Source organism: Streptomyces sp. NPDC107454 (genome assembly GCF_055582885.1).
Map to the genome: position 1 here is coordinate 336,667 of NZ_JBVJPA010000010.1, position 19,657 is coordinate 356,323.

Annotated in this window: 11 protein-coding genes; 5 read left to right on the plus strand and 6 right to left on the minus strand. The window is 72.5% G+C overall.

The genetic code is table 11. The annotated features are described in order from the left end of the window. Positions 1 to 69: 69 nt before the first annotated feature. Positions 70 to 990, minus strand: coding sequence for a LysR family transcriptional regulator (locus ACZ69M_RS27075; RefSeq protein ID WP_470053717.1), 921 nt, complete (start codon positions 988 to 990; stop codon positions 70 to 72). 80 nt (positions 991 to 1,070) lie between these two features. Here ACZ69M_RS27075 and ACZ69M_RS27080 point away from each other — a divergent pair, with 80 nt between their 5' ends. The 4 genes from ACZ69M_RS27080 to ACZ69M_RS27095 all read left to right on the plus strand — a co-directional run bounded on the left by ACZ69M_RS27080 (position 1,071) and on the right by ACZ69M_RS27095 (position 11,776). Then, a complete protein-coding gene (locus ACZ69M_RS27080) occupies positions 1,071 to 1,997 on the plus strand; it encodes a DMT family transporter (RefSeq protein ID WP_470053719.1) in 927 nt (308 codons plus the stop codon). After that, on the plus strand, positions 1,967 to 2,464 hold the full coding sequence (locus ACZ69M_RS27085) for a YbaK/EbsC family protein (protein WP_470053721.1): 498 nt from the start codon (positions 1,967 to 1,969) through the stop codon (positions 2,462 to 2,464). Before ACZ69M_RS27080 ends, ACZ69M_RS27085 begins: the two co-directional genes overlap by 31 nt. Positions 2,465 to 2,612: 148 nt before the next feature. Then, positions 2,613 to 10,565: an SDR family NAD(P)-dependent oxidoreductase gene (locus tag ACZ69M_RS27090; RefSeq protein ID WP_470053722.1), complete on the plus strand. Its 7,953-nt coding sequence runs from the start codon at positions 2,613 to 2,615 to the stop codon at positions 10,563 to 10,565. 104 nt (positions 10,566 to 10,669) lie between these two features. Next, complete coding sequence (locus ACZ69M_RS27095; protein ID WP_470053724.1) at positions 10,670 to 11,776, plus strand: M23 family metallopeptidase; 1,107 nt, start codon at positions 10,670 to 10,672, stop codon at positions 11,774 to 11,776. A gap of 60 nt (positions 11,777 to 11,836) precedes the next feature. On the opposite strand, the gene ACZ69M_RS27100 is transcribed toward ACZ69M_RS27095, so the two are convergent. The 5 genes from ACZ69M_RS27100 to ACZ69M_RS27120 all read right to left on the minus strand — a co-directional run bounded on the left by ACZ69M_RS27100 (position 11,837) and on the right by ACZ69M_RS27120 (position 17,436). Further along, positions 11,837 to 13,234: an FAD-dependent oxidoreductase gene (locus ACZ69M_RS27100; protein WP_470053726.1), complete on the minus strand. Its 1,398-nt coding sequence runs from the start codon at positions 13,232 to 13,234 to the stop codon at positions 11,837 to 11,839. A gap of 36 nt (positions 13,235 to 13,270) precedes the next feature. Further along, positions 13,271 to 14,476, minus strand: coding sequence for a DUF6545 domain-containing protein (locus tag ACZ69M_RS27105; RefSeq protein ID WP_470053728.1), 1,206 nt, complete (start codon positions 14,474 to 14,476; stop codon positions 13,271 to 13,273). A gap of 124 nt (positions 14,477 to 14,600) precedes the next feature. After that, positions 14,601 to 15,785 (minus strand): MAB_1171c family putative transporter, encoded by a 1,185-nt coding sequence (locus tag ACZ69M_RS27110; RefSeq protein ID WP_470053730.1) that lies wholly within the window; start codon positions 15,783 to 15,785, stop codon positions 14,601 to 14,603. Positions 15,786 to 15,788: 3 nt separating this feature from the next. Further along, positions 15,789 to 16,343: a toxin-antitoxin system, toxin component gene (locus ACZ69M_RS27115; RefSeq protein WP_470053732.1), complete on the minus strand. Its 555-nt coding sequence runs from the start codon at positions 16,341 to 16,343 to the stop codon at positions 15,789 to 15,791. 349 nt (positions 16,344 to 16,692) lie between these two features. After that, complete coding sequence (locus tag ACZ69M_RS27120) at positions 16,693 to 17,436, minus strand: hypothetical protein (RefSeq protein WP_470053734.1); 744 nt, start codon at positions 17,434 to 17,436, stop codon at positions 16,693 to 16,695. 436 nt (positions 17,437 to 17,872) lie between these two features. Here ACZ69M_RS27120 and ACZ69M_RS27125 point away from each other — a divergent pair, with 436 nt between their 5' ends. Continuing rightward, positions 17,873 to 19,651, plus strand: a complete 1,779-nt coding sequence (locus tag ACZ69M_RS27125) for an acyltransferase (protein WP_470053736.1) — start codon at positions 17,873 to 17,875, stop codon at positions 19,649 to 19,651. Positions 19,652 to 19,657: the final 6 nt, after the last annotated feature.

Consider the following 19,657-nt stretch of genomic DNA (forward strand, 5'->3'; position numbering starts at 1 on the left):
GTCACGCTAGCCGCGGCTCGCCCGCCGGCGCTTCTCGAATCCTGACCGGTCCGGTCGCGGGCGTCGCTTTCACGCCGGGACCGTGTTGCCGTCCCGTCGCTGGATCGTCGCCGCTGCCCGGTGGAGTTCGGTGAGCACCGTGCGTACGGCTCTTCGTGCCGCGCGTTCGGGGCGGTGGAGCACGTCGATGTGGCGCCGGGTGTGCACGCCGCTGAGAGGTCTGAGGACGAGTGCGGGGTGTGGGCGTGTGGTCCAGCGGGGCATGAGCGCCAGGCCACCTCCGGCGGCGACTGCCTCCGCGACGACGGAGAATTCGTTGATGCGATGGACGATGTCGAGCCGTCGGTTCGCTGCGCTCGCTATGGCGTCGATGGTGGCCATGAGCGGGAACCCGTCGTGAACGGTGATCCAGGGTTGGTCCGCGACGTCGCGCGGGGTCAGACGTCGTTTGGCGGTCAGGGGGTGGCCGGCCGGCAGGGCGACGTCCAGCGGTTCACGCAGCAGCGTGTCGGCGGTGACCGTGTCCGGCCACGGCGGAGCCTGGTCGAGACGGTGGGCGAGTACGAGGTCGTAGTCCCGGGTCAGTCCGGGGAAGTGGTCCTGCGCGACGTCCTCGTCGGCGAGCGAGAGCCGCGGGCGTCCAGGTCCTGCCTGGCCGAGCAGCAGGAGCGGGAAGAACGCGGAGGCCGCGCTGTGGAAGGCCGCCACCGACACGCCCGCGTCCGGCTGGTCGACGAACTCGTCGATCGCATGCCGTGCCGTGGCCATCGCGGTCTCGACCTCGATCGCGGCACGGGCCAGGGCTTGCCCGGCATCGGTGAGCACCAGCCGTCGGCCGTCACGTTCGGTGAGAGGGACAGGGATCGAGCGTTGCAGCAGCCGCAACTGCTGGGAGATGGCCGAAGGCGTCATCAAGAGCGCCTCGGCGGTGGCGGTGACGCTTCCCGACTCGCCGAGCTCCCGCAAGATCTGCAACTGCCGCTCATTCACGTGCTCAGTGTAGTGATGCTTCAGGTTCGCTGAAGAACATCGTTCTTGGCTTCAGGGTGGGAACAGTGCAGCGTAGGGGCGTGTTCCACACCCGCCGCACTGACGCAGTGCTTCTCCTTGTCGCCATCGTCTGGGGCTCCAGCTACCTGGCCGCGAAGACGGCCACCCATGCCCTGCCGGTCCTGGTGGTGCTGTTCGCGCGGTACGCGATCTCCGCGATCGCCTGCCTCGCGCTCGTCGCCGCCCGTCGCCGGAAGGAGCGCTGCACGCGCGACGAAGTACGTGTCGGGACCGTGCTGGGGATCACTCAGGCCGCTGTCCTGGTTCTGGAGACGTACGGTGTCGCGCACACCAGCGCGGCCAACGCCGGACTGATCATCAGCCTCACCATCGTGCTCACCCCGCTGCTGGACCGCACGACGGACGACGGGCGGCTGCCTCCGCGCTTCTTCGCCGCCACGGGTGTGTGCCTGGTGGCCGTCGCCCTGCTCATGTCCGGCAGCGGCTTCCACACTCCCGGGGCCGGCGACCTGCTGATGCTCGCCGCCGCGGTGGTGCGCGCGGCGCATGTCGCGCTCGTGGGGCGGCTCACGAAGGGCCGCGTCGTGCGGCCGTTGCAGCTCACGGCCGTCCAGACGGGTGTCGGCTCGGCGCTGTTCGTCGTGCCCGCCGCGAGCGCCCTGCCGACGCTGACTCGGGTCGATGCCGCGGTCTGGGGCCAGCTCGTGTATCTCGCCCTGTTCTGCAGCGTGTTCGCCTTCCTCGCCCAGACCTGGGCGGTGCAGAAGAGCTCGGCCAGCCGGGCCAGTCTGCTGCTGGGCACCGAACCGGTCTGGGCGGTCGTGGTGGGCGTCTGCCTCGGCGGCGAAGGGTTCACCGTCCTCGCCGCCCTCGGCGCCGCGCTCATGGTCATCGGAACGTACTGGGGACAGCACATCGAACGTACCCACCGCACCACCCACATCGAGGAGTCCCCATGTCGGACAACGGCACCTACGAGCGTCTGATCAGCCTGCTCGACAGCACCGCGACCTCGTACGAACTCATCGACCACGAACCGGAAGGCACCACCGAGACGGTCAGCGCACTGCGCGGGCACCCGGTGTCCGAAGCCGCCAAGTGCCTCGTCCTGATGGTCAAGATCGACCGGCGGGTCACTCGCCACGTGCTCGCGGTCGTCCCCGGGGACCGGCGTGTGGACCTTGACGCCATCCGTACGCTGTTCGCGGCCCGCTACGTCGGATTCTGCGACGCCGCCACGGCGGAGCGCCTGGCCCATGCCGTCCCGGGCACCGTTCTGCCCTTCAGCTTCGACCCCGGACTCGAACTCGTCGCGGATCCGGACGTCGTCGCGCGGCCGTGTCTCTACTTCAACGCCGCCCGCCTTGATCGTTCGCTGGCCATGTCCGGGGCGGACTACGCCAGGCTCGCCGAGCCGCGTGTCGAACGCATCGCCGGTCCGGGCTCGGACTGAACGAGAAGGCCCCGCCTCCGCAATGTCGGAGGCGGGATGGTGTGGAGCGGCGGCCGACGCGCCGCCGGATTGCAGCGCTGCTGAACGGGGGTTCGGCTGACGTACGGTTACGGCGAGTGGTCTGCGGTCGAAGTCGTAGGGGTGGGAAATGGCCGAGTTCCAGGGCGAGTTGATGCGTGCGTTGGCCGGCACTCTGAGGGAGCACTCGGCTCGGCGGGGAGGCAGGACCGCCTACGAGGACGACCGCCGCGCCGTCACCTACCGGGAGTTGGAGGAGCGCACCGGTCGGCTGGCGGGGCATCTGGCGCGGCTCGGGGTGCGGCACGGGGAGCGGGTCGCGATCCATCTGGACAATCGGGTGGAGCTCGTGGAGAGCTGTCTCGGGGTGCTGCGGGCCGGGGCCATCGGCGTGCTGCTGAACCCCGGCGCGCCGGACGAGGAATTGGGGTATTTCCTCGACGACAGCGGCGCGGTCCTGGTGATCACCGAGGAGTCGCTCGCCCCCCGGGTCGCGCGACTGGCGTCCGGGCGGCCCGAGTTACGGGTGGCCGTCGTCGGCACGGGCGACCTGCCCGCCGACGCGCTCGCCTTCGAGGACCTGGCCGGGACGGATCCTGGTGTGGCGCCCCGGGACGACCTCGGTCTCGACGATCCGGCGTGGATTCTCTACACCTCGGGCACGACCGGGGAGAGCAAGGGCGTGGTCTCCACCCAGCGTGCCGCCCTGTGGTCGGTCACGGCGGCCTACGTACCGGCGCACGGGCTGCGGGAGGAGGACCGACTGCTGTGGCCCCTGCCGATGTTCCACGCCTTCGCGCACTCGCTGTGCCTGACGGGAGTGATCGCGGTCGGTGCGAGCGCACGCCTCCTCGCCCCGGGTGCGAGCGTCGCCCAGGCACTGGCCGCCGAGCCGTTCACCCTTCTGGCCGGGGTGCCCGCCACCTATCGCCTGCTGCTGGAGTCGCTGCGGGAGACGGCGGCCCCGGTGTCCTCGTCGCTGCGCCTGTGCGTCACCGGGGGCGCACCCTGTCCCTCTGAGCTGAAGGCGGAGGTCGGCCGTGTCCTGGCCGTTCCCCTGCTCGACGGCTACGGCTCCACGGAGACCTGCGGGAAGATCGCGGTCCAGCGGCTCGACGGACCCCGTGACGACGCCTCCAGCGGGCCTCCGCTGGCGGGGCTCTCGGTGCGGCTGACCGATCCGTCCACCGGTGCCGAGGCCACCGAGGGGGCCGACGGGGAGATCTGGGTCCGGGGTCCCGGACTGATGACGGGCTATCACAACCGTCCGGACGCCACCGCGAAGGCGTTCTCCGACGGCTGGTACCGCACCGGGGACCTGGGCCGGCTCGACGCCAACGGCCATCTCCAGGTCACCGGCCGGGTCAAGGAACTCATCATCCGGGGCGGGGAGAACATCAACCCGTCCGAGGTCGAACACGTACTGCTGGCCCGTCCCGACATCGCCGACGCCGCTGTCGTCGGCCGACGGCACGACGTGCTGGGCGAGGTACCCGTCGCCTTCGTCGTCCCGGGACCGGACGGGTTCGACACGGCGCGGGCGCTCGCCGCCTGCCGGGAGCGGCTGTCCGGGTTCAAGGTGCCGGACGAGATCTACCCGACCCCCGTCATCCCCCGTACGCCCTCCGGCAAGATCCTCCGGACGGCGCTCGCCGAGCAGTTGACGGAGCGGCTCGCCACCGAACGCGCGGCCGCGTCCTCGGCGCTGCGTGAGCGGTTGACGGCCGCGTCCGACGCCGTACTGGACCTGGTACTCGACGAGACCGCCCGCACGCTCGACGTCCCCGCGCAGTCGCTCGATCCCGCACTGCCCTTCACGGCACAGGGACTCACCTCGCTCGGCGGTGTGCTGTTGCGCGACCGGCTGGGCACGGCGACCGGTCTCGAGCTGCCGGCGACGCTGGTGTTCGACCATCCCACACCGGCTGCCGCGGCGGCCTTGGTGCGCGACACGCTGCACGGCGACCGCAGGCCCGCCGCCGCGCGCACGTCCGGCGGCGGACCCCGCGTCGAGCCCAGGGAGCCCATCGCCGTCGTGGCCATGGCGTGCCGCTATCCGGGGGGCGTGGAGTCCCCGGAGGATCTGTGGCGGCTCGTCGCGGACGGCACCGACGCGACCTCGGACTTCCCCACCGACCGTGGCTGGAACACGGCCGACCTGTACGACCCGGACCCCGACCGGCCCGGCACCTCCCTCACCCGCAGGGGTGGCTTCCTGCACCGGGCGGCCGACTTCGACGCGGCCTTCTTCAACATGTCGCCGCGCGAGGCACTGGCCACCGACCCTCAGCAACGGCTGCTGCTGGAGACCGGCTGGGAGCTGCTGGAACGGGCGGGCCTCGACCCGTCCGGGCTGCGCGACAGCGACACCGGTGTCTTCGTCGGCGTGATGCACGCCGACTACGGCCGCCGCCTCCTGCAGCGCGGCGGACACGAACTGGAGGCCCATCTCGCCCTCGGTTCGGCGGGCAGCGTCGCCTCCGGCCGGATCGCCTACACGCTGGGGCTGCGCGGGCCCGCCGTGACGGTGGACACCGCGTGTTCGTCGTCGCTGGTGGCGATGCACACGGCCGTACGGTCCCTGCGCGACGGCGAGTGCTCACTGGCCGTCGCGGGCGGGGTCACGGTCATGGCTTCGCCCGGCCCGTTCATCGCGTTCAGCAGGCTGCGCGGGCTGGCACCGGACGGGCGCTGCAAACCCTTCTCCGCGGCGGCCGACGGCACCGCCTGGGGCGAGGGCGTGGGGCTGGTTCTGCTGGAGCGGCTGTCCGACGCGCGACGCAACGGTCATCCGGTCCTGGCCGTCCTGCGCGGCTCGGCCGTCAACTCCGACGGCGCGTCCAACGGGCTGACCGCCCCCAACGGACCCGCGCAGCAAAGGGTGATCCACGCGGCCCTCGCCGACGCGGGACTGTCCCCGGCGGACGTGGACACGGTGGAGGCGCACGGCACGGGCACCGCGCTCGGCGATCCGATCGAGGCGCAGGCGCTGCTGGCCACGTACGGGCAGGACCGGGCCGCCCAACGGCCGCTGTGGCTGGGCTCGTTGAAGTCGAACGTCGGGCACACCCAGGCGGCGGCCGGGGTGGGCGGTGTCATCAAGACCGTACTGGCGATGCACCACGGACGGCTCCCGCGCACGCTGCACGCCGACGAACCGTCGCCACGGGTGGACTGGTCGTCGGGCGCCGTACGGCTGCTGACCCGGGACGAAGAGTGGCGGCCCGTGCCCGGCCGGCCTCGACGGGCGGCGGTGTCGGCGTTCGGCATCGGCGGGACCAACGCGCACGTGATCCTGGAGGAGGCCGAGGCGGGCACGGTCGCCGCAGTACCCTCCCGGGGCGGCGCGGCGACACCGCCGCTGCTCCTGACCGGCGCGAATGCGGCCGCGCTGCGGGCGCAGGCCGCACGGACCGCGGCCGTACTGCGGGAGCGCCCCGAACTCGCTCTGGTCGATGTGGCGTTCACCCATGCCACCGCCCGGGCCGCGCTCCCCCACCGAGCCGCCGTCGCCGCCGACGACCGCGCGGGGACGCTGAGTGCCCTGGACGCCCTGGCGGCGACGGCCGCGCCGCGCACGGCGGACTCCGCCGTCCGGTCGGCCCTGCTGTTCACCGGTCAGGGAGCCCAACATCCAGGCATGGGACGTGAGTTGTGCGAGGCCTTCCCGGTCTTCGCCGACAGCTTCAACGCCTTGTGCGAGCTCTTCGACGCGTACTTGGAACGGCCGTTGCGCTCGGTGCTCTGGGACACTGCCGAGAGCGCGCTGCTGGATCGTACGGACTTCGCCCAGGCGGCCCTGTTCACCTTCGAGGTGTCCGCCTTCCGGCTGCTGGAGTCCTGGGGCGTACGGCCGGACTTCCTGGCCGGACACTCGATCGGCGAGGCGGCGGCGGCGCACGCGGCGGGCATCCTGTCGAAGCGGGACGCCGTCGAACTGGTCGCGGCCCGGGGTCGGTTGATGCGAGAGCTGCCTGAGGGCGGAGCCATGGTGGCGCTCGACGCCACCGAGGTGGAGGTGACCCGCGAGCTGACCGACGGGACGGCGATCGCTGCCGTGAACGGCCCGCGGGCGGTCGTGGTCTCCGGCATGGAGGAACCCGTCCTCGCGCTCGCCCGGCGCTTCGCCGCGCTCGGACGCCGTACGGTCCGGCTGCGGGTCAGCCATGCCTTCCACTCCCCGCTGATGGACCCGATGCTCGCCGAATTCGGCCGTGTCGTGGGCGGACTGACGTACGGTCGGGCCCGCATCCCGGTGCTGTCGGGGCTGACGGGACGCCTGGCCGCCGGAGACGATGTGCGGTCGGCCGAGTACTGGGTACGGCACGCCCGCGAAGCCGTGCGGTTCGGGGACGCCCTGCACTGGCTGGCGTACGACGGGCGGGTGACCGCGTTCGCCGAGATCGGGCCGGACGCGCACCTCACGACCCAGGCCACGACGGCTCTGGCCGAGAGCGGCAAGGACCCGCTGCTCACGGCCGCCGCCCGACGGGGCGCCCCGGAGCCGCGGACGCTGTTCGACGCGCTCGGTCGACTCCATGTCCACGGCGTGCCGGTGGACTGGCGACGGGTGTACGCGGACAGCGGCGCCCGGCGGGCCGACCTGCCGACCTATCCCTTCCAGCGGCAGCGCTACTGGCTGTCCGAGCCCACCGCCGACGCGGCAGCCGGTGCGGGCCATCCGCTGCTCACCCAGACGGTGACCGTGCCGGGCACGGAGCGTGTGCTGTGCGGTGGCCGGCTGTCCGGCGCGGCCCAGCCGTGGCTGCGCGACCATGTCGTGGGCGGCCACGCCCTGGTGCCCGGGGCCGCGTTCGCCGACCTGGCGCTCCATGCCGGTGACGCGTGCGGTGTCGCTGTACTGGAGGATCTCGCCCTTCTCACCCCGCTGTTCCTCCCCGCCGCCGACGACGAGGGGATCCAGGTCCAGGTGGCCCTGGGAGAGCCGGACGGTGCCGGGCGGCGCACGGCGGACGTGTACGCGCGGCCGGAGGAGTCCGGTGCGCTCGGCGCCTGGACGCACCATGCGACCGGTCGGCTCGGACCCGCGGTTCCGGGTGCGCTGGAGCGCCCGGCCCCGCTCGGCGCGTGGCCGCCGCCCGATGCCACGCCCGTGGATCTCACCGGCGCCTACGAACGGCTGGCCGCCACCGGTCTCGCGTACGGGCCTGCGTTCCAGGGCGTCACGGCCCTGTGGCGGCGAGGCGAGGAGCTGTTCGCCGAAGTCGGCCCGGTGTCGCTCCCGGAGGCCAGGCGTCACGCCCTCCACCCGGCGCTGCTGGACGCCGCCCTGCATGCGGGACTGCTTGCCGAGCCGCCCCACGGACCGGCCCGGCTTCCGTTCGCCTGGCAGGGCCTGACGCTGCACGCGGCCGGGGCCACGGCACTGCGCGTACGCATCAGGAACACCGGCCCGGACACGGTCGGCCTCGACCTCGCCACGCCCTCGGGTGCGCCCGTGGCCCGGCTGGAGTCGATGACGACCCGACCTGTGCCGAAGACGGGTGTCGCCCCGGTCGGAGAGCTGTACAGGCTGCGGTGGACCGGCGTTCCGGCTGTCGGCGAGGGACCTGCCGTCGCGGTGGGGGAACCCGACGACCTGGGGCTGGCCGCCTTCCTGCCGCAGCGGGACACGGCGTCCGGGTCCGCGGACGCTCCGGAGGTGGTCGCGGTGTCCTTGTCCGCCCGCGCCGGCGAGGGGACCGACCCCGCCGCCGCGGCCCACGCGCTGGCCGTACGGGCACTGGATCCGCTGCGTGCGCGGCTCGCCGGTTCCGGGCGGCTGGCCGTGGTCACACGTGGTGCCGCCGACGCGGCGCCGGACCTGCCCGCCGCGACGGTCTGGGGGTTGCTGCGGGCCGCGCAGGCCGAGTACCCCGGTCGGCTCACGCTCGTGGATGTGGACGGCCGGCCCGAGTCGCTACGGCTGCTGCCCGCCGCCCTCGGCACGGGCGAACCCCAACTGGCCATCCGGGACAGCTTGCTGAGTATCCCTCGGCTCGCGACCACGCCCGGGGCGGCGGCGGACGACTCCCTCGGCCGGGGCACCGTCCTGATCACCGGCGGCACCGGCTCCCTGGGCGCGCTGCTGGCCCGGCATCTGGTCGATCGGCACGGCGTACGGCATCTCGTGCTCGTCAGCCGGCGGGGAGAGCGGGCGCCGGGGGCGCAGGCGCTGCGCTCCGCGCTCGAAGGAGCGGGGGCGCGGGTGGACCTGGTGGCGTGTGACATCACCGAGCGGGATCAACTGACGTCCCTCATCAAGGAGTTCGGGCCCGACCTCAGCACCGTGGTGCACACGGCCGGGATCCTGGACGACGGCGTGCTGGAAGCGATGAACCCCGAGCGGCTGGCGGCCGTCCTGCGGCCGAAGGCCGACGCGGCCTGGCAGCTGCACGAGCTCACGAAGGATCTGCCGCTGTCGCAGTTCGTCCTGTTCTCCTCGGCCGCCGGGCTGCTGGGCAATCCCGGCCAGGCCAACTACGCGGCGGCGAACTCCTTCCTGGACGCACTCGCCCGTCACCGCACCGCCCTCGGCCTGCCCGCGCTGTCCCTGGCCTGGGGCCCTTGGGCCGACGACGACGGGATGGCGGCGCGCGCGGGCCGGGTGCACGGCGGGGCGGTGCGGGCGGTCTCCCCGGAACAGGCGCTGGCCCTGTTCGACGCCGCGCTCGGCGACGCGGAGCCGGTCCTCGCACCACTGCCGCTGGACCGCTCGCCGGCAGCGCTGCCCGCCGGGACACCGGTTCCGCCGCCGCTGCGGGGACTGCTGCGCCCTGCCCGGCCGACGGCCTCGTCCGCGGCGGCTGACGGAGTGGTGGGCGGGCGGGAAGAGGGGGTGGTGGAGTCGGAGGGTGTCGCCGGGGCCTGGCGGGAGCGCCTCGCGGCACTGCCGTCGTCCGAGCGGGCGCCCGCGCTGGTGGAACTGGTCCGCGCCGAGGTCGCCACGGTGCTCGGTCATGCCGAGGCCGAGGCCGTCGACCGTGACTTCCCGGAGCTGGGTCTCGACTCGCTGATGAGCGTCCTGCTGCGCAACCGGCTGAGCCTGCTCGCAGGGATCCCGCTGGCGGCCACCGTGGCGTACGACTGGCCGAGCGCGGAGCGGCTCGCGGATCACGTGTACGCCGAGCTGAGCGGCGCCCTGGCCGACGACGCCGCTGCCGCCGGGCCGCTGGAGGGCGCTCGGCGTCATGAGCCGACCCGCCCCGACGTCCCGCCGGTCGAGCGCCGGCGCGCAACCGGCAGGTCACTGCCGACCCTCTACCGGCGGGTCTGCGAGACGGGCGACGTCGTCTCCGCGATGCACCTCCTCGTGAGCGCGTCCCTCGCCGCACCCACCTTCGGCCACGACGAGCATGCCCGGCACGCGCTACCGCCGCTGCGACTGGCCTCGGGGGCGGACGGTCCGGCACTCGTCTGCGTTCCCGGCTTCGCCACCAACCTCGGTCGGCCCTGGTACGCGGGGCTCGCCGCCCCCTTCGACGGCGAGCGGGACGTCTTCGAACTGCGCCACCCCGGCGTCGACACCGGCATCGCCGTGGCACGGGACCTGGAGACGCTGGCCGCACTGCACGCCACGACCGTCCGGCGGCACCTCGGCGATCGCCCCTACGTCGTCGTGGGCCACTCCATGGGCGGTTCGGCCGCCCATGCGCTCACCGCCCGGCTGGCAGCCGACGGCGCGCCCCCGGCCGGACTCGTGCTGGTGGACTCGTACCACGTCACCCCTGAACTGGAAGCCGAGCCCTGGCTGCTGGCGTTGCCCGCCCGGATCCCCGCAGCCGTCGGCGAGCGGTTCGACAGCGCGGTGGACGATCTGACCTTGCTGGCGCTGGGCGCGTACACCCGTATGTTCCGCGGCTGGGACCCTCGACCCACGCGGGTTCCCACCCTGTTGGTGCGCGCCTGCGAGCCGCTGCCGGACATGCCGGAACGGTGGCGGTCGTCCTGGCCGCTCCCCCACGACACGGTGGACGCCCCCGGCAGCCATCTCGGTGTGCTGGAGGAGAACGCCCCGACGACGGCCCGGGCCGTGCGTGAGTGGATCGACGCGCTCGCTCCGGGCCGAGGAAGGGCCACGTGAGCGCCGCGACGGGCTTCGCCGCCCGTCGCGGTCTGCCCGAACGGGCACGTGACCTTGCCTCTGCTCCTCCTGAAGTCCGGCGGACGAAACGCTAGCGTCCCCTGGTGAGTATCAGGACCCCCGAGTCGCCACCCGAGCCCGGGGCCACGCGCACCCGGCGCAGACGCCGCCCCGGACCGTTCACGCTGCTCGTCCTGCCGGGGCTGACCGCCGTGCTAGGGGTCGCCGTGTTCATGACGGCGACGGGCCGGTTGACCACTCTTCTGTCGCCGGACCCGAACACGAACAGCGCGGTGGTCGCGGACGGCGCGGTCGCCGAGCACGTCGAGGATGCCTACGTCCCTTGGCTGCGTGCGGCGGCCAAGACGTGCACGGTTCTGAAGCCGTCCGTCCTCGCGGCCCAGATCGAACAACGCTCCAGCTGGGACACCGACTTCGCCACGCTCTCGGGTGAGACGGGGATCGCCGGGTTCACCGACGCGCAGTGGCGGACCTGGGGCAAGGACGAGGACGGCAACAAACGCTCCTCGCCCCGCGACCCGGTGGACGCCATCGTGGCGCTCGCCCGCGAGGACTGCGCTCTCGCCAAGAAGGTCACCCGTCTCACATCCCGTGGAACGGTCACCGGAGAGCCCCTCGATCTCACCCTCGCCGCCTACACGGTGGGCACGGACGAGGTGACCCGGGCGGGGCACGTCCCCACGAAGGCACGGACCTACGTCACCGAGGTCAAGGCGCTGTTCCCGCGCTACAAGACGTACGACCGGGTGGAGAGCGGGAGTTCCGGCAGCGGGGCGGCGAGTGCGGTGCTGGCACCGCCGCTCACCTCTCTCGTGGTCACCTCACCCTTCGGCACACGCCAGCACCCGCTCACCGGTGTGACCAAGCTGCACACGGGCGTCGACTTCGCGGCGGCCCAGGGGGCTCCGATATCCGCCGCACGGCAGGGGCAGGTCGTGTTCGCGGCGATGACCAAGGCCTACGGCAACCGCATCGTGATCGATCACGGCACCATCGGCGGGAGACGGCTGGAGACGACGTACAACCATCTGTCGGCCCTTCAGGTCACCTCGGGCCAGAGCGTCGACGCCGGAACGGTGATCGGTTTCGTCGGCTCGACCGGCCTGTCGACCGGCCCGCACCTCCACTTCGAGGTACTCGTCGACGGAACGTACACCGACCCGATGCCATGGCTCGCCGCCGGCTCCTGACGGCGCCTTGAGCCGGCCGCTTCCTGCGCGGGCGGTCCCGCGCGGGAAGCGGCCGACCCGTCACGAGGCGGCTTCGCGCTCGTACGGTGTCAGGGGCGGGCCTTCCAGGGGCGGCGTCTTCCGGCCGAGGTAGACCAGCGCGAGCATGTCGGGCATGAGCAGTCGGGCGGGTGGCTTTTCCATACTCATCACGTCCAGCAGGATGCGCAGGGCGTGGGGGTTGCGCGAGCCGGCGTCGACGGCCTTGTCGACGAAGGCGGCGAGGGTCCGTTCGAGCCGGGTGGGCGGCTGGTCGCTGGCGTCCGGGTAGAACACGTCCTGGCCCACGGCCAGACTCCAGGCGTTCTCGACCGGCCGTGCCGCGGCCTTCTGGACGCGCCGGGCGGTACCGGCTGCGCCGAGGCCCTGTTCCCGCAGGACGCCGCGCAGGGCGATCACGCTCTGCGCGGCGGCGCTCAGCCCGTGGCCGTAGACGGGGTTGTAGCCGGCGACGGCGTCGCCGAGCACGGCGAAGCCTTCGGGCCAGCGGGCGGCTTTCTCGTAGTACCTCCGCTTGTTGGCGGTACTACGAGTGGTGATGACGTCGGTCTCGGGTTTGGCGTTCGCGAGCAGTTCACCGATGACGGGGTGCGGCAGGCTCAGGGCGAAGGACATGAACGCGTCGTTGTCACTGCTGGGCTGCCCGCCGCGGGATCCGCAGAGCGTCACGAGCCATCGGCCGCCCTCTATGGGCACGATGACACCGCCCCGGCCGGGGATCCGGCGGGGATCGGCCTGGACGTTGACGATGGGAAAGCCGTCCGCGGCGCTGCCGGGTGCGCGGTAGATCCTGCTGGCGTAGCCGATACCGGCGTCGACCGTACGCTCCTGGACCGCGGGGAGTCCGAGTTCCCGCAGCCAGACCGGGGCACGGCTGGCGCGTCCGCTCGCGTCGATCACCAGGTCGGCCGGGAGGGATGTCTCGGACTGATCCGCGCGTACCCGGACGCCGGTCACCCGGTCCCCGTCGCCCAGCAGAGCGAGCAGTTCGGTCTCCTGGAGGAGGGTGATGCGGTGGTCGCGCAGAACCCTGGTGCGGATCACCGCGTCGAGGAGGTCACGGCTGCACAGGAGGTTGGTGTGGCGGGCGTGGGTGAATCTGCGGAACCACTGCCCCGAGGGGGCCTTGGACACCAGGTCGGCCATGATGCGCGGTGTGTGGGCGCCTTGGTCGACGAGTTGGTCGACGATGCCGGGCAGGAGGTCATCGAGGGCTTTCACGCCGCCGGACCAGAGCACGTGGGCATGACGGGCCTGCGGCAGTCCCTTACGGGGGTGTGGCCCGTCGGGCAGCACGTCGCGTTCGATGATCCGCACGTCTGCGAAGTCGGCGAGCACGGCCGCGGCGAGCATGCCCGTCATGCCCCCTCCGATGACCACCGCGGTACGGCGGGAGGCGGTTCTGGCGGACGACGACATAGGGTGCACTCTTTTCTGTTGCGGGGAGCGGGAGTCTCAGTCACGGCCGACGGCCGTACGGGCGGCGGCCTGCCGTCGTGCTCGGGCGACAATCGGGGACGAGGACAGCGCGCGCGACAGCAGTACCATCCGTTGCGGTCTGGAGATGGACTCCAGGGTTCCCGCTCTCGCCGGTACCTCCGCGCGACCGTCTTGGAGGACCTGTACACGGGCCGCGGCCAGCATGGCCGCCTCGGCCACCACCGTGGCCTGGTGCGGTGACCGGGCTCCGGAGGCGCCCTCGGCGGCGAGCGACGCCACGGCCTCGGTGTACGCGGTCGTGCGCACCTGGTCGTCGAGATAGGGCGCGCAGGCCAGAACGCCGTCCCAGATGGCGATCTCCTGGCGTGCCAGGCGCACGACCGGTGGGTCCCACCAGCGGATGATCCCCTCGGTCGGCGCGCGCAGCGTCTGCAGCTCCGCCCAGAGGGGCTTCAGGAGCCGGTAGCGCTTCCACGCGCGCAGATTGTCGACCGCCGGCGGCCCGATCCGGGGGACGGCGAAGCCGGCGGCGGTGGTGACGCCGGCGAGCATGACGAGCGGTGGGGACACGTCGGTGGAGAGGAAATCCCAGTCCACGCCGTTCCAGCGGGCGGCCATGGCCGTGTACTTGGCGATCTGGTAGCCCGAGTCGAACGTCAGGCCGACGATGAGCAGGATCAGACCGACTCGGGTCACGCCGCGCACCTCTCGCAGCCAGCTCATGCTCATGACGGCGAGAGCGACGGTGGCGGCCGTGTGCGCGACCATGTACAGCATGATCATTTCCCGCATGCAGGGCGTGTTGGCGTAGTACGTGTCCAGGTCCTGGGTCCGTTCCACGGGGACCTCGGCCAGGCCGAACAGGACCCAGATTCCCGCGATGACCAGTGTGTAGACGCCCAGTACGAGCCGGGCGGCGCGCTGTTGCGTCTCAGGGGGGCCGCCCTTCCACCGGATCATGAGGACGAGGTAGCTCGCACTGAGCGCCGTCATGCCGGCGTACACCAGCGGGGCGCTGAAGTTCGCGACGCCTGTCGCGTCATTGACGTACCGGATCGTGGGCGGAGCGGACAGCACACACACGGCGGAGCCGACCAGCAGGATCGCGTTGCTCGGCGCGACCAGGGAATCCCGCCACAGGCCCGTGCCCGCCGACAGCTTCAGTCCCGCGGCGACCAGGAGAAGAACGCCGGGTATGTAGAAGACGATGCCGCTGTCCACTAGGCCTGCCTGCCTTCCGGGGATGTACGTGGGACCGGTCGATCGGACGGCGGAAAGGGCGTCGTGGCCCGCCGTGACGTGTCCGGTGGCGGGACGGACCGGCGCGGAGGCACGCCGTGCGGGCTCATGACGGGGTTCTTTCGTCAGCGGGGGCAGCGGCGGCCGCGCGGGCCGCCGCGACGATGGGGGACGTACGCAGCGCCTGCGCCACACCCGTCAAGGTGGCGCGCGCCATGAGGCCCGCGGAGTGGTCGAGTACGGCGGTTTCGGCGGGCCTGCCGTCGGGGTGGACCCGAACGGCGGCGGCGATCATCGCGGCGAGGCCGATGCGGGAGGCGTCCTCGTCGCCGTGTCCCGCGGACCGAGCCGCTGACTGCGCCCGGGCCCGGATCCGCTCGTCGAGATGCGGGCGAAGAAGGTTCAGCCCGTCCTGAATGCCGGCCTCACGCCGGGTGAGCCGCACGGCGTACGACGAATGCCAGGGGATCGGAGCGGCGAGCGGACTCCCGGGAGAGGCGCCGCCGAGTTCGTGCCACAGCGGGCCGAGGCGCCGCCAGGTCACCACGGTGCGCCGGAGCAGGCCCAGCCGCGGCCCGAACAGCGGCACCGTGAAGCCGACGGTGGCGACGGTGGCGGCCAGGCTCGCCATGCCGGGCGCCAGGCTGGTGCTCAGCACGTCCCAGTCCCCGCCGGACCACCGCGCCGCCACCGCGGTCAGCTTCAGGGTGCTGAAGGACAGGTCCAGCAGCCATCCGGCCACGAGGAGCCACAGTCCGGCCCGCAGCCATCCGCGCACCTCCAGCGCCCAGCGCCGGCACAGCGCCGTGGTGGCCACCGCCGCGGTGATGTGACCGAGCAGGTACAGCGCGATCATCTGCCCGATCCAGGGCGTGGTGGCGTAGTAGGTGTCGAGGTCCGTACGGCGCTCGACGGGGGCGTGCCCGGCCACGAAGAGGACGACGATCAAGGTGATCAGCACGCTGTAGCCGATCTGCCAGCGTCGGGCGAGGCGGCGTACGTGGTCGGCCGGCCCGCCGCGCCAGTGAAGGATCAGCAGCAGGCAGGCGGCGCTGTAGGCGCTGACGATGACGTAGTCCAGCGGGGCGGCGAGGTTCGGGATGCCGCTCGCTCTGTTCACGGCGGCGACGGTGGGCGGGGCGGCGAAGAGGAATCCGGCACCGCCGAGGAAGATCACCCAACAGACCGAACGGACCAGGGGGTCGCGCCAGGTTCGGATCAGATCCGGCAGTTTCACTCCGAGGCCGGCCCACAGGGCCAGCGCGGGTATGTAGTAGCGCGAGGCGTTCACGGCTCAGACCTGGGACCGGCGGTGTCCCAGTGAGGCGCCGATCCGGCCGGCGATCTGGGACCGGTCCGTGGCGAGGCTGTCCGGTTCCCCATCCAGCCAGATCCGCAGCTGCGTCACCGCCCGCAGGGCGAAGGTCTCGGCTTCCTGCTCCGACCGTTCGTGGAACTCGGTCCGCGCGGCCACGGCCCTCACCGTCCGCTGCACATCGGCCCGGTCGCTCAGCACGCGTGCGGCGACGGGGATCCCGGCGGCGTGGTGGCCGCAGTCTCCCTTGATCATGTGCCAGATCTCGTGGCAGAGGATGGCCAGTTGGTGGACGGGCGCCGCCCGCTTGTCGACGAGGACGATGTCGTGGTCCGGCATGTCGAGCCACAGTCCCGTGGCGGTGCGGTGCGGGAACTCCTCTTTGAGGAGGACGACCTCACGCCCCCTGATGTCGGCGACCACGGCGATGAGCGCGTCGAACAGCGCGTCAGGAGCGGCGGGTACGGGCAGGCTCACTCCGTCGGCCAACTGGCCGATCAGGTTCCGCATCTCCTTGGCTCTGCCTGTGCGCACCGCTCTCCCCCGCGAACTACCTCAGCATGGGGCACCGTCGCACGACGCCCGCCGATCCCACCCTGCCTGCACCCCTCGGCCGAAGGTACGCCCAACTCGGCCTGTCAATATGCCAAACAAGGTGCCTTGTCGGCCACGCCAGGGTCTGCGGTGTGCAGCAAGCTGCGGGGGATCAAATACCGATCAAACGGGATACACGCGCATCCGGGACTGGCGCGTCCGATGCGTTCCGGACGCGCTCCGGCCCGCGCGCAGGACGCCTGCCGGTGGTCGCGCCCGGCGGACGGCGCGGCGTGGGCTTCCCGCCCCGGGCGGCGACGTGCCTGCGTACGACCGGGTGCCCCCACGATCAGTGCCCTTCGGTGTGCGCACTGTCCGATTCCGAACCGCGTACCCGCTGCGCGTTTCTGCGCTGCAGGATGGTGTCGATCCAGTCAGTGACCAACTGAAGCTCTTCTTCGGCCAATTGAGGGGCGCGCGCGGCCAACTGCCTCAGTCCGTGTGTACTGCGCAGCCGAGCCATCGGATCGGCCGCCTCTCCCTCCAGGCCGCGCAGGACGGACTGGAGAGCGTGGTCGAGCGAGGCCTGCGGTTCGGCGGAGAGCCAGCCGTTGGGCTGGCCGAAGAAGAACGTCTCGATGCCGGCCTGGGTGGACGCCAACGGGCCACCGGAGCGGGCCGGGCGCCGCTCCCCCGTCTGCTGCGAGGGCACCTGGCCCGAGGACACCTGCTGCGAGAGCACCTGCTGCGAAGTCACCTGCGGCGAAGGTGTCTTCCGGCGGCTGTTGACGAGGTTCGACAGGGATGCCCGGGAGGCCCCGTAGGAGGCGGCGATCTCGTCGTAGGAGTGACGGGTCCCGTCGGGGCGCAGGCGCGTCTCGCGCAGGTGGACGATGCGGCGGACGATCCGGTCGGTGATGTCCTCGGCGGGTGGTTCCTCGCCGTCCAGGAGCATCCGGACGACGTCTCGCGGGACGCCGCTTTCGCTCGAGAGCTGTTCCACGTCGAGCACGTCGTCGCGGCTTCGCCCGTCCCCGATGAGGGAGCCGATCCGGCTGAGGGTCTCGGCGAGCGCTCGGCGCGTTTCTCTCACCGGCGGGTCTCCTGGTGTCGGACGGGGGGAACTGCACGTTGACTTCCGGGACTTTATCCGTTGCCGGGCCCGGCCAGCCAGAGCGGAAGATACTCCAATAGCCGTACTCGGCTAGAGCAGTTGACATGAATGGCCGGGGATTGCAGGATCACGACACGACGTGCGGACCGGTCGTCACGCCGCGGGGATGGGGGAGCCCGCGTGTGCTCCGACGCGGGTCCCACGGAGTGTTCCGGGCTGCGGCGGTACACCATCACGGGGTGTGCGGTCGCAGCCCGGGCCGATTCCCGACGACGTCGGCCGCGTCGCGCGCAGGAGCCGCAGCTCACGGAAGAGCCGCGTCGCACGGAGGCGGCAGCGAACGGAGGCGGCAGCGCGTGGAGGCGGCATCGGCGGGCGTTGCCCGGACAGCAAGCGCTCTCTAGACTCCCGTGCGATGAACGCGGAAACCGCTCTCGATGACGCCTACTTCGACTTCTGCCCCTGGGACTTCGCAGGCCGTGCCTCCGCCGGGCAGCGGGACGCGCAGGACGCGCACCAGCGACGGCTGGCGGAATCAGGCGCGCGTCTCGGGCCGCGTTGTTACGTCTCTCCGGCCGCCGGGGTCTTCACCGACACACTCCGCCTGGGCAGCGACTCCTACATCGCCGGGCACGCCTACGTCACCGGTGAGGTGACCGCGGGCGACGACTGCACGGTCAACCCGTACGCCACGGTCCGGGGCCGGGTCACCCTCGGTGACGGGGTCCGGATCGGCGCGCACAGTTCGCTGCTCGGCTTCAACCACGGCTTCGCCCCAGACCTGCCGGTGCACCGGCAACCCCTCACCAGCAAGGGCATCACCGTCGGCGACGACGTGTGGATCGGCTCGCACGTGGTCGTACTGGACGGGGTGGCGATCGGCGACCACTGCGTCGTGGGCGCGGGCGCGGTCGTCACCAAGGATCTCGCGCCGTGGACGGTCGCGGCGGGCAACCCGGCCCGCCCCCTGCGCGATCGCCGCGCCCAAGGCGGACCACGACGGGGTCGAGCGGCCTCGGGCGAGCTGCCGGGGGGACTCTCGGACGACCTGTCGGTCGACCGCCCGGGGCACCTGTCGGGCGACCTGGGGGACGCCGTCGCCCGGTTCGCGGAACGGGCCCGGGCGCAGGCCGCAGATCTCGTCGCCCGGTGCTGGGACCCTGACACCGGTCGCTACGCCGACCGGCCGGGCGCTCCCGCGACCGTTCGAGCGCACTGCGACGCCGTCGAGATCGCCGACCTGCTGCTGGGCTCCCCTCCGGAGCAGTTGGCCGCCGACGAACACGCCGCGCGGCTGCGCGCTCTTCAGGATCCGGGCAGTGGGCTGGTGCCCGAGTTCGCTCCGGACGGCGGTGGGGGCGTGCTTCCCGCCCCGGCCGCCGACGGCTGGATCGATGACGGCACCGCCGAGTACCACGTGCTGGCCGTGGGCTACGCCCTGGACCTGCTGGGCTCCCGCCTCGCCCAACCAGTGCACGTGGTGCGGCGCATGACAGCTGGTCAGCTGCTCGCGCGACTGGAGTCACTGCCGTGGCGGACGCGGACCTGGTCCGCCGGTGCGTGGGTGGACTGCTGGGCGACCGGCGCCCATCGCAATCTGGAGCTCGGCGTCGAGGACGGGGAGCCGGGGACGCTGGAGGCGCTGTTCGGCTGGCTCACCACACGGGTGGACCCGTGGACGGGGATGTGGGGCACCGCCGGGTCGCCCGCCGCGGGCCGGTTGCAGCTGGTCAACGGCTACTACCGGCTCACCCGGGGCACCTACGCCCAGTTCGGGCTCGATGTGCCCTACGCGGAGCGGGTCGTGGACACCGTACTGGCCCATGGCCGCGATCAGCGCTGGTTCGCGGCCGGCCGCGAGAACGCCTGCAACGTGCTGGACGTGGCCCATCCCCTGTGGCTCGCGGGACGGCGCGGCGGGCATCGGGCGGCCGAGGTGCGGGCGTGGGCCGAGGAACAGCTGACGCGGGCGCTGGGGCGGTGGCGGGACGGCGCCGGATTCGGTTTCGGTCCGGCGGGCGAGGGCGGTGGGGGTCCGGGCCGCGAGCCGGGGCTCCAGGGCACCGAGATGTGGCTCGCGATCGTATGGCTGCTCGCGGATCTGGTGGGCGTGGCGGACCGGCTCGCGTACCGGCCGCGCGGCGTCCATCGCCCGGAGCCTGCCCGGTCGCCGGGGTTCGCGACGCCGGGGTAGCCCGCG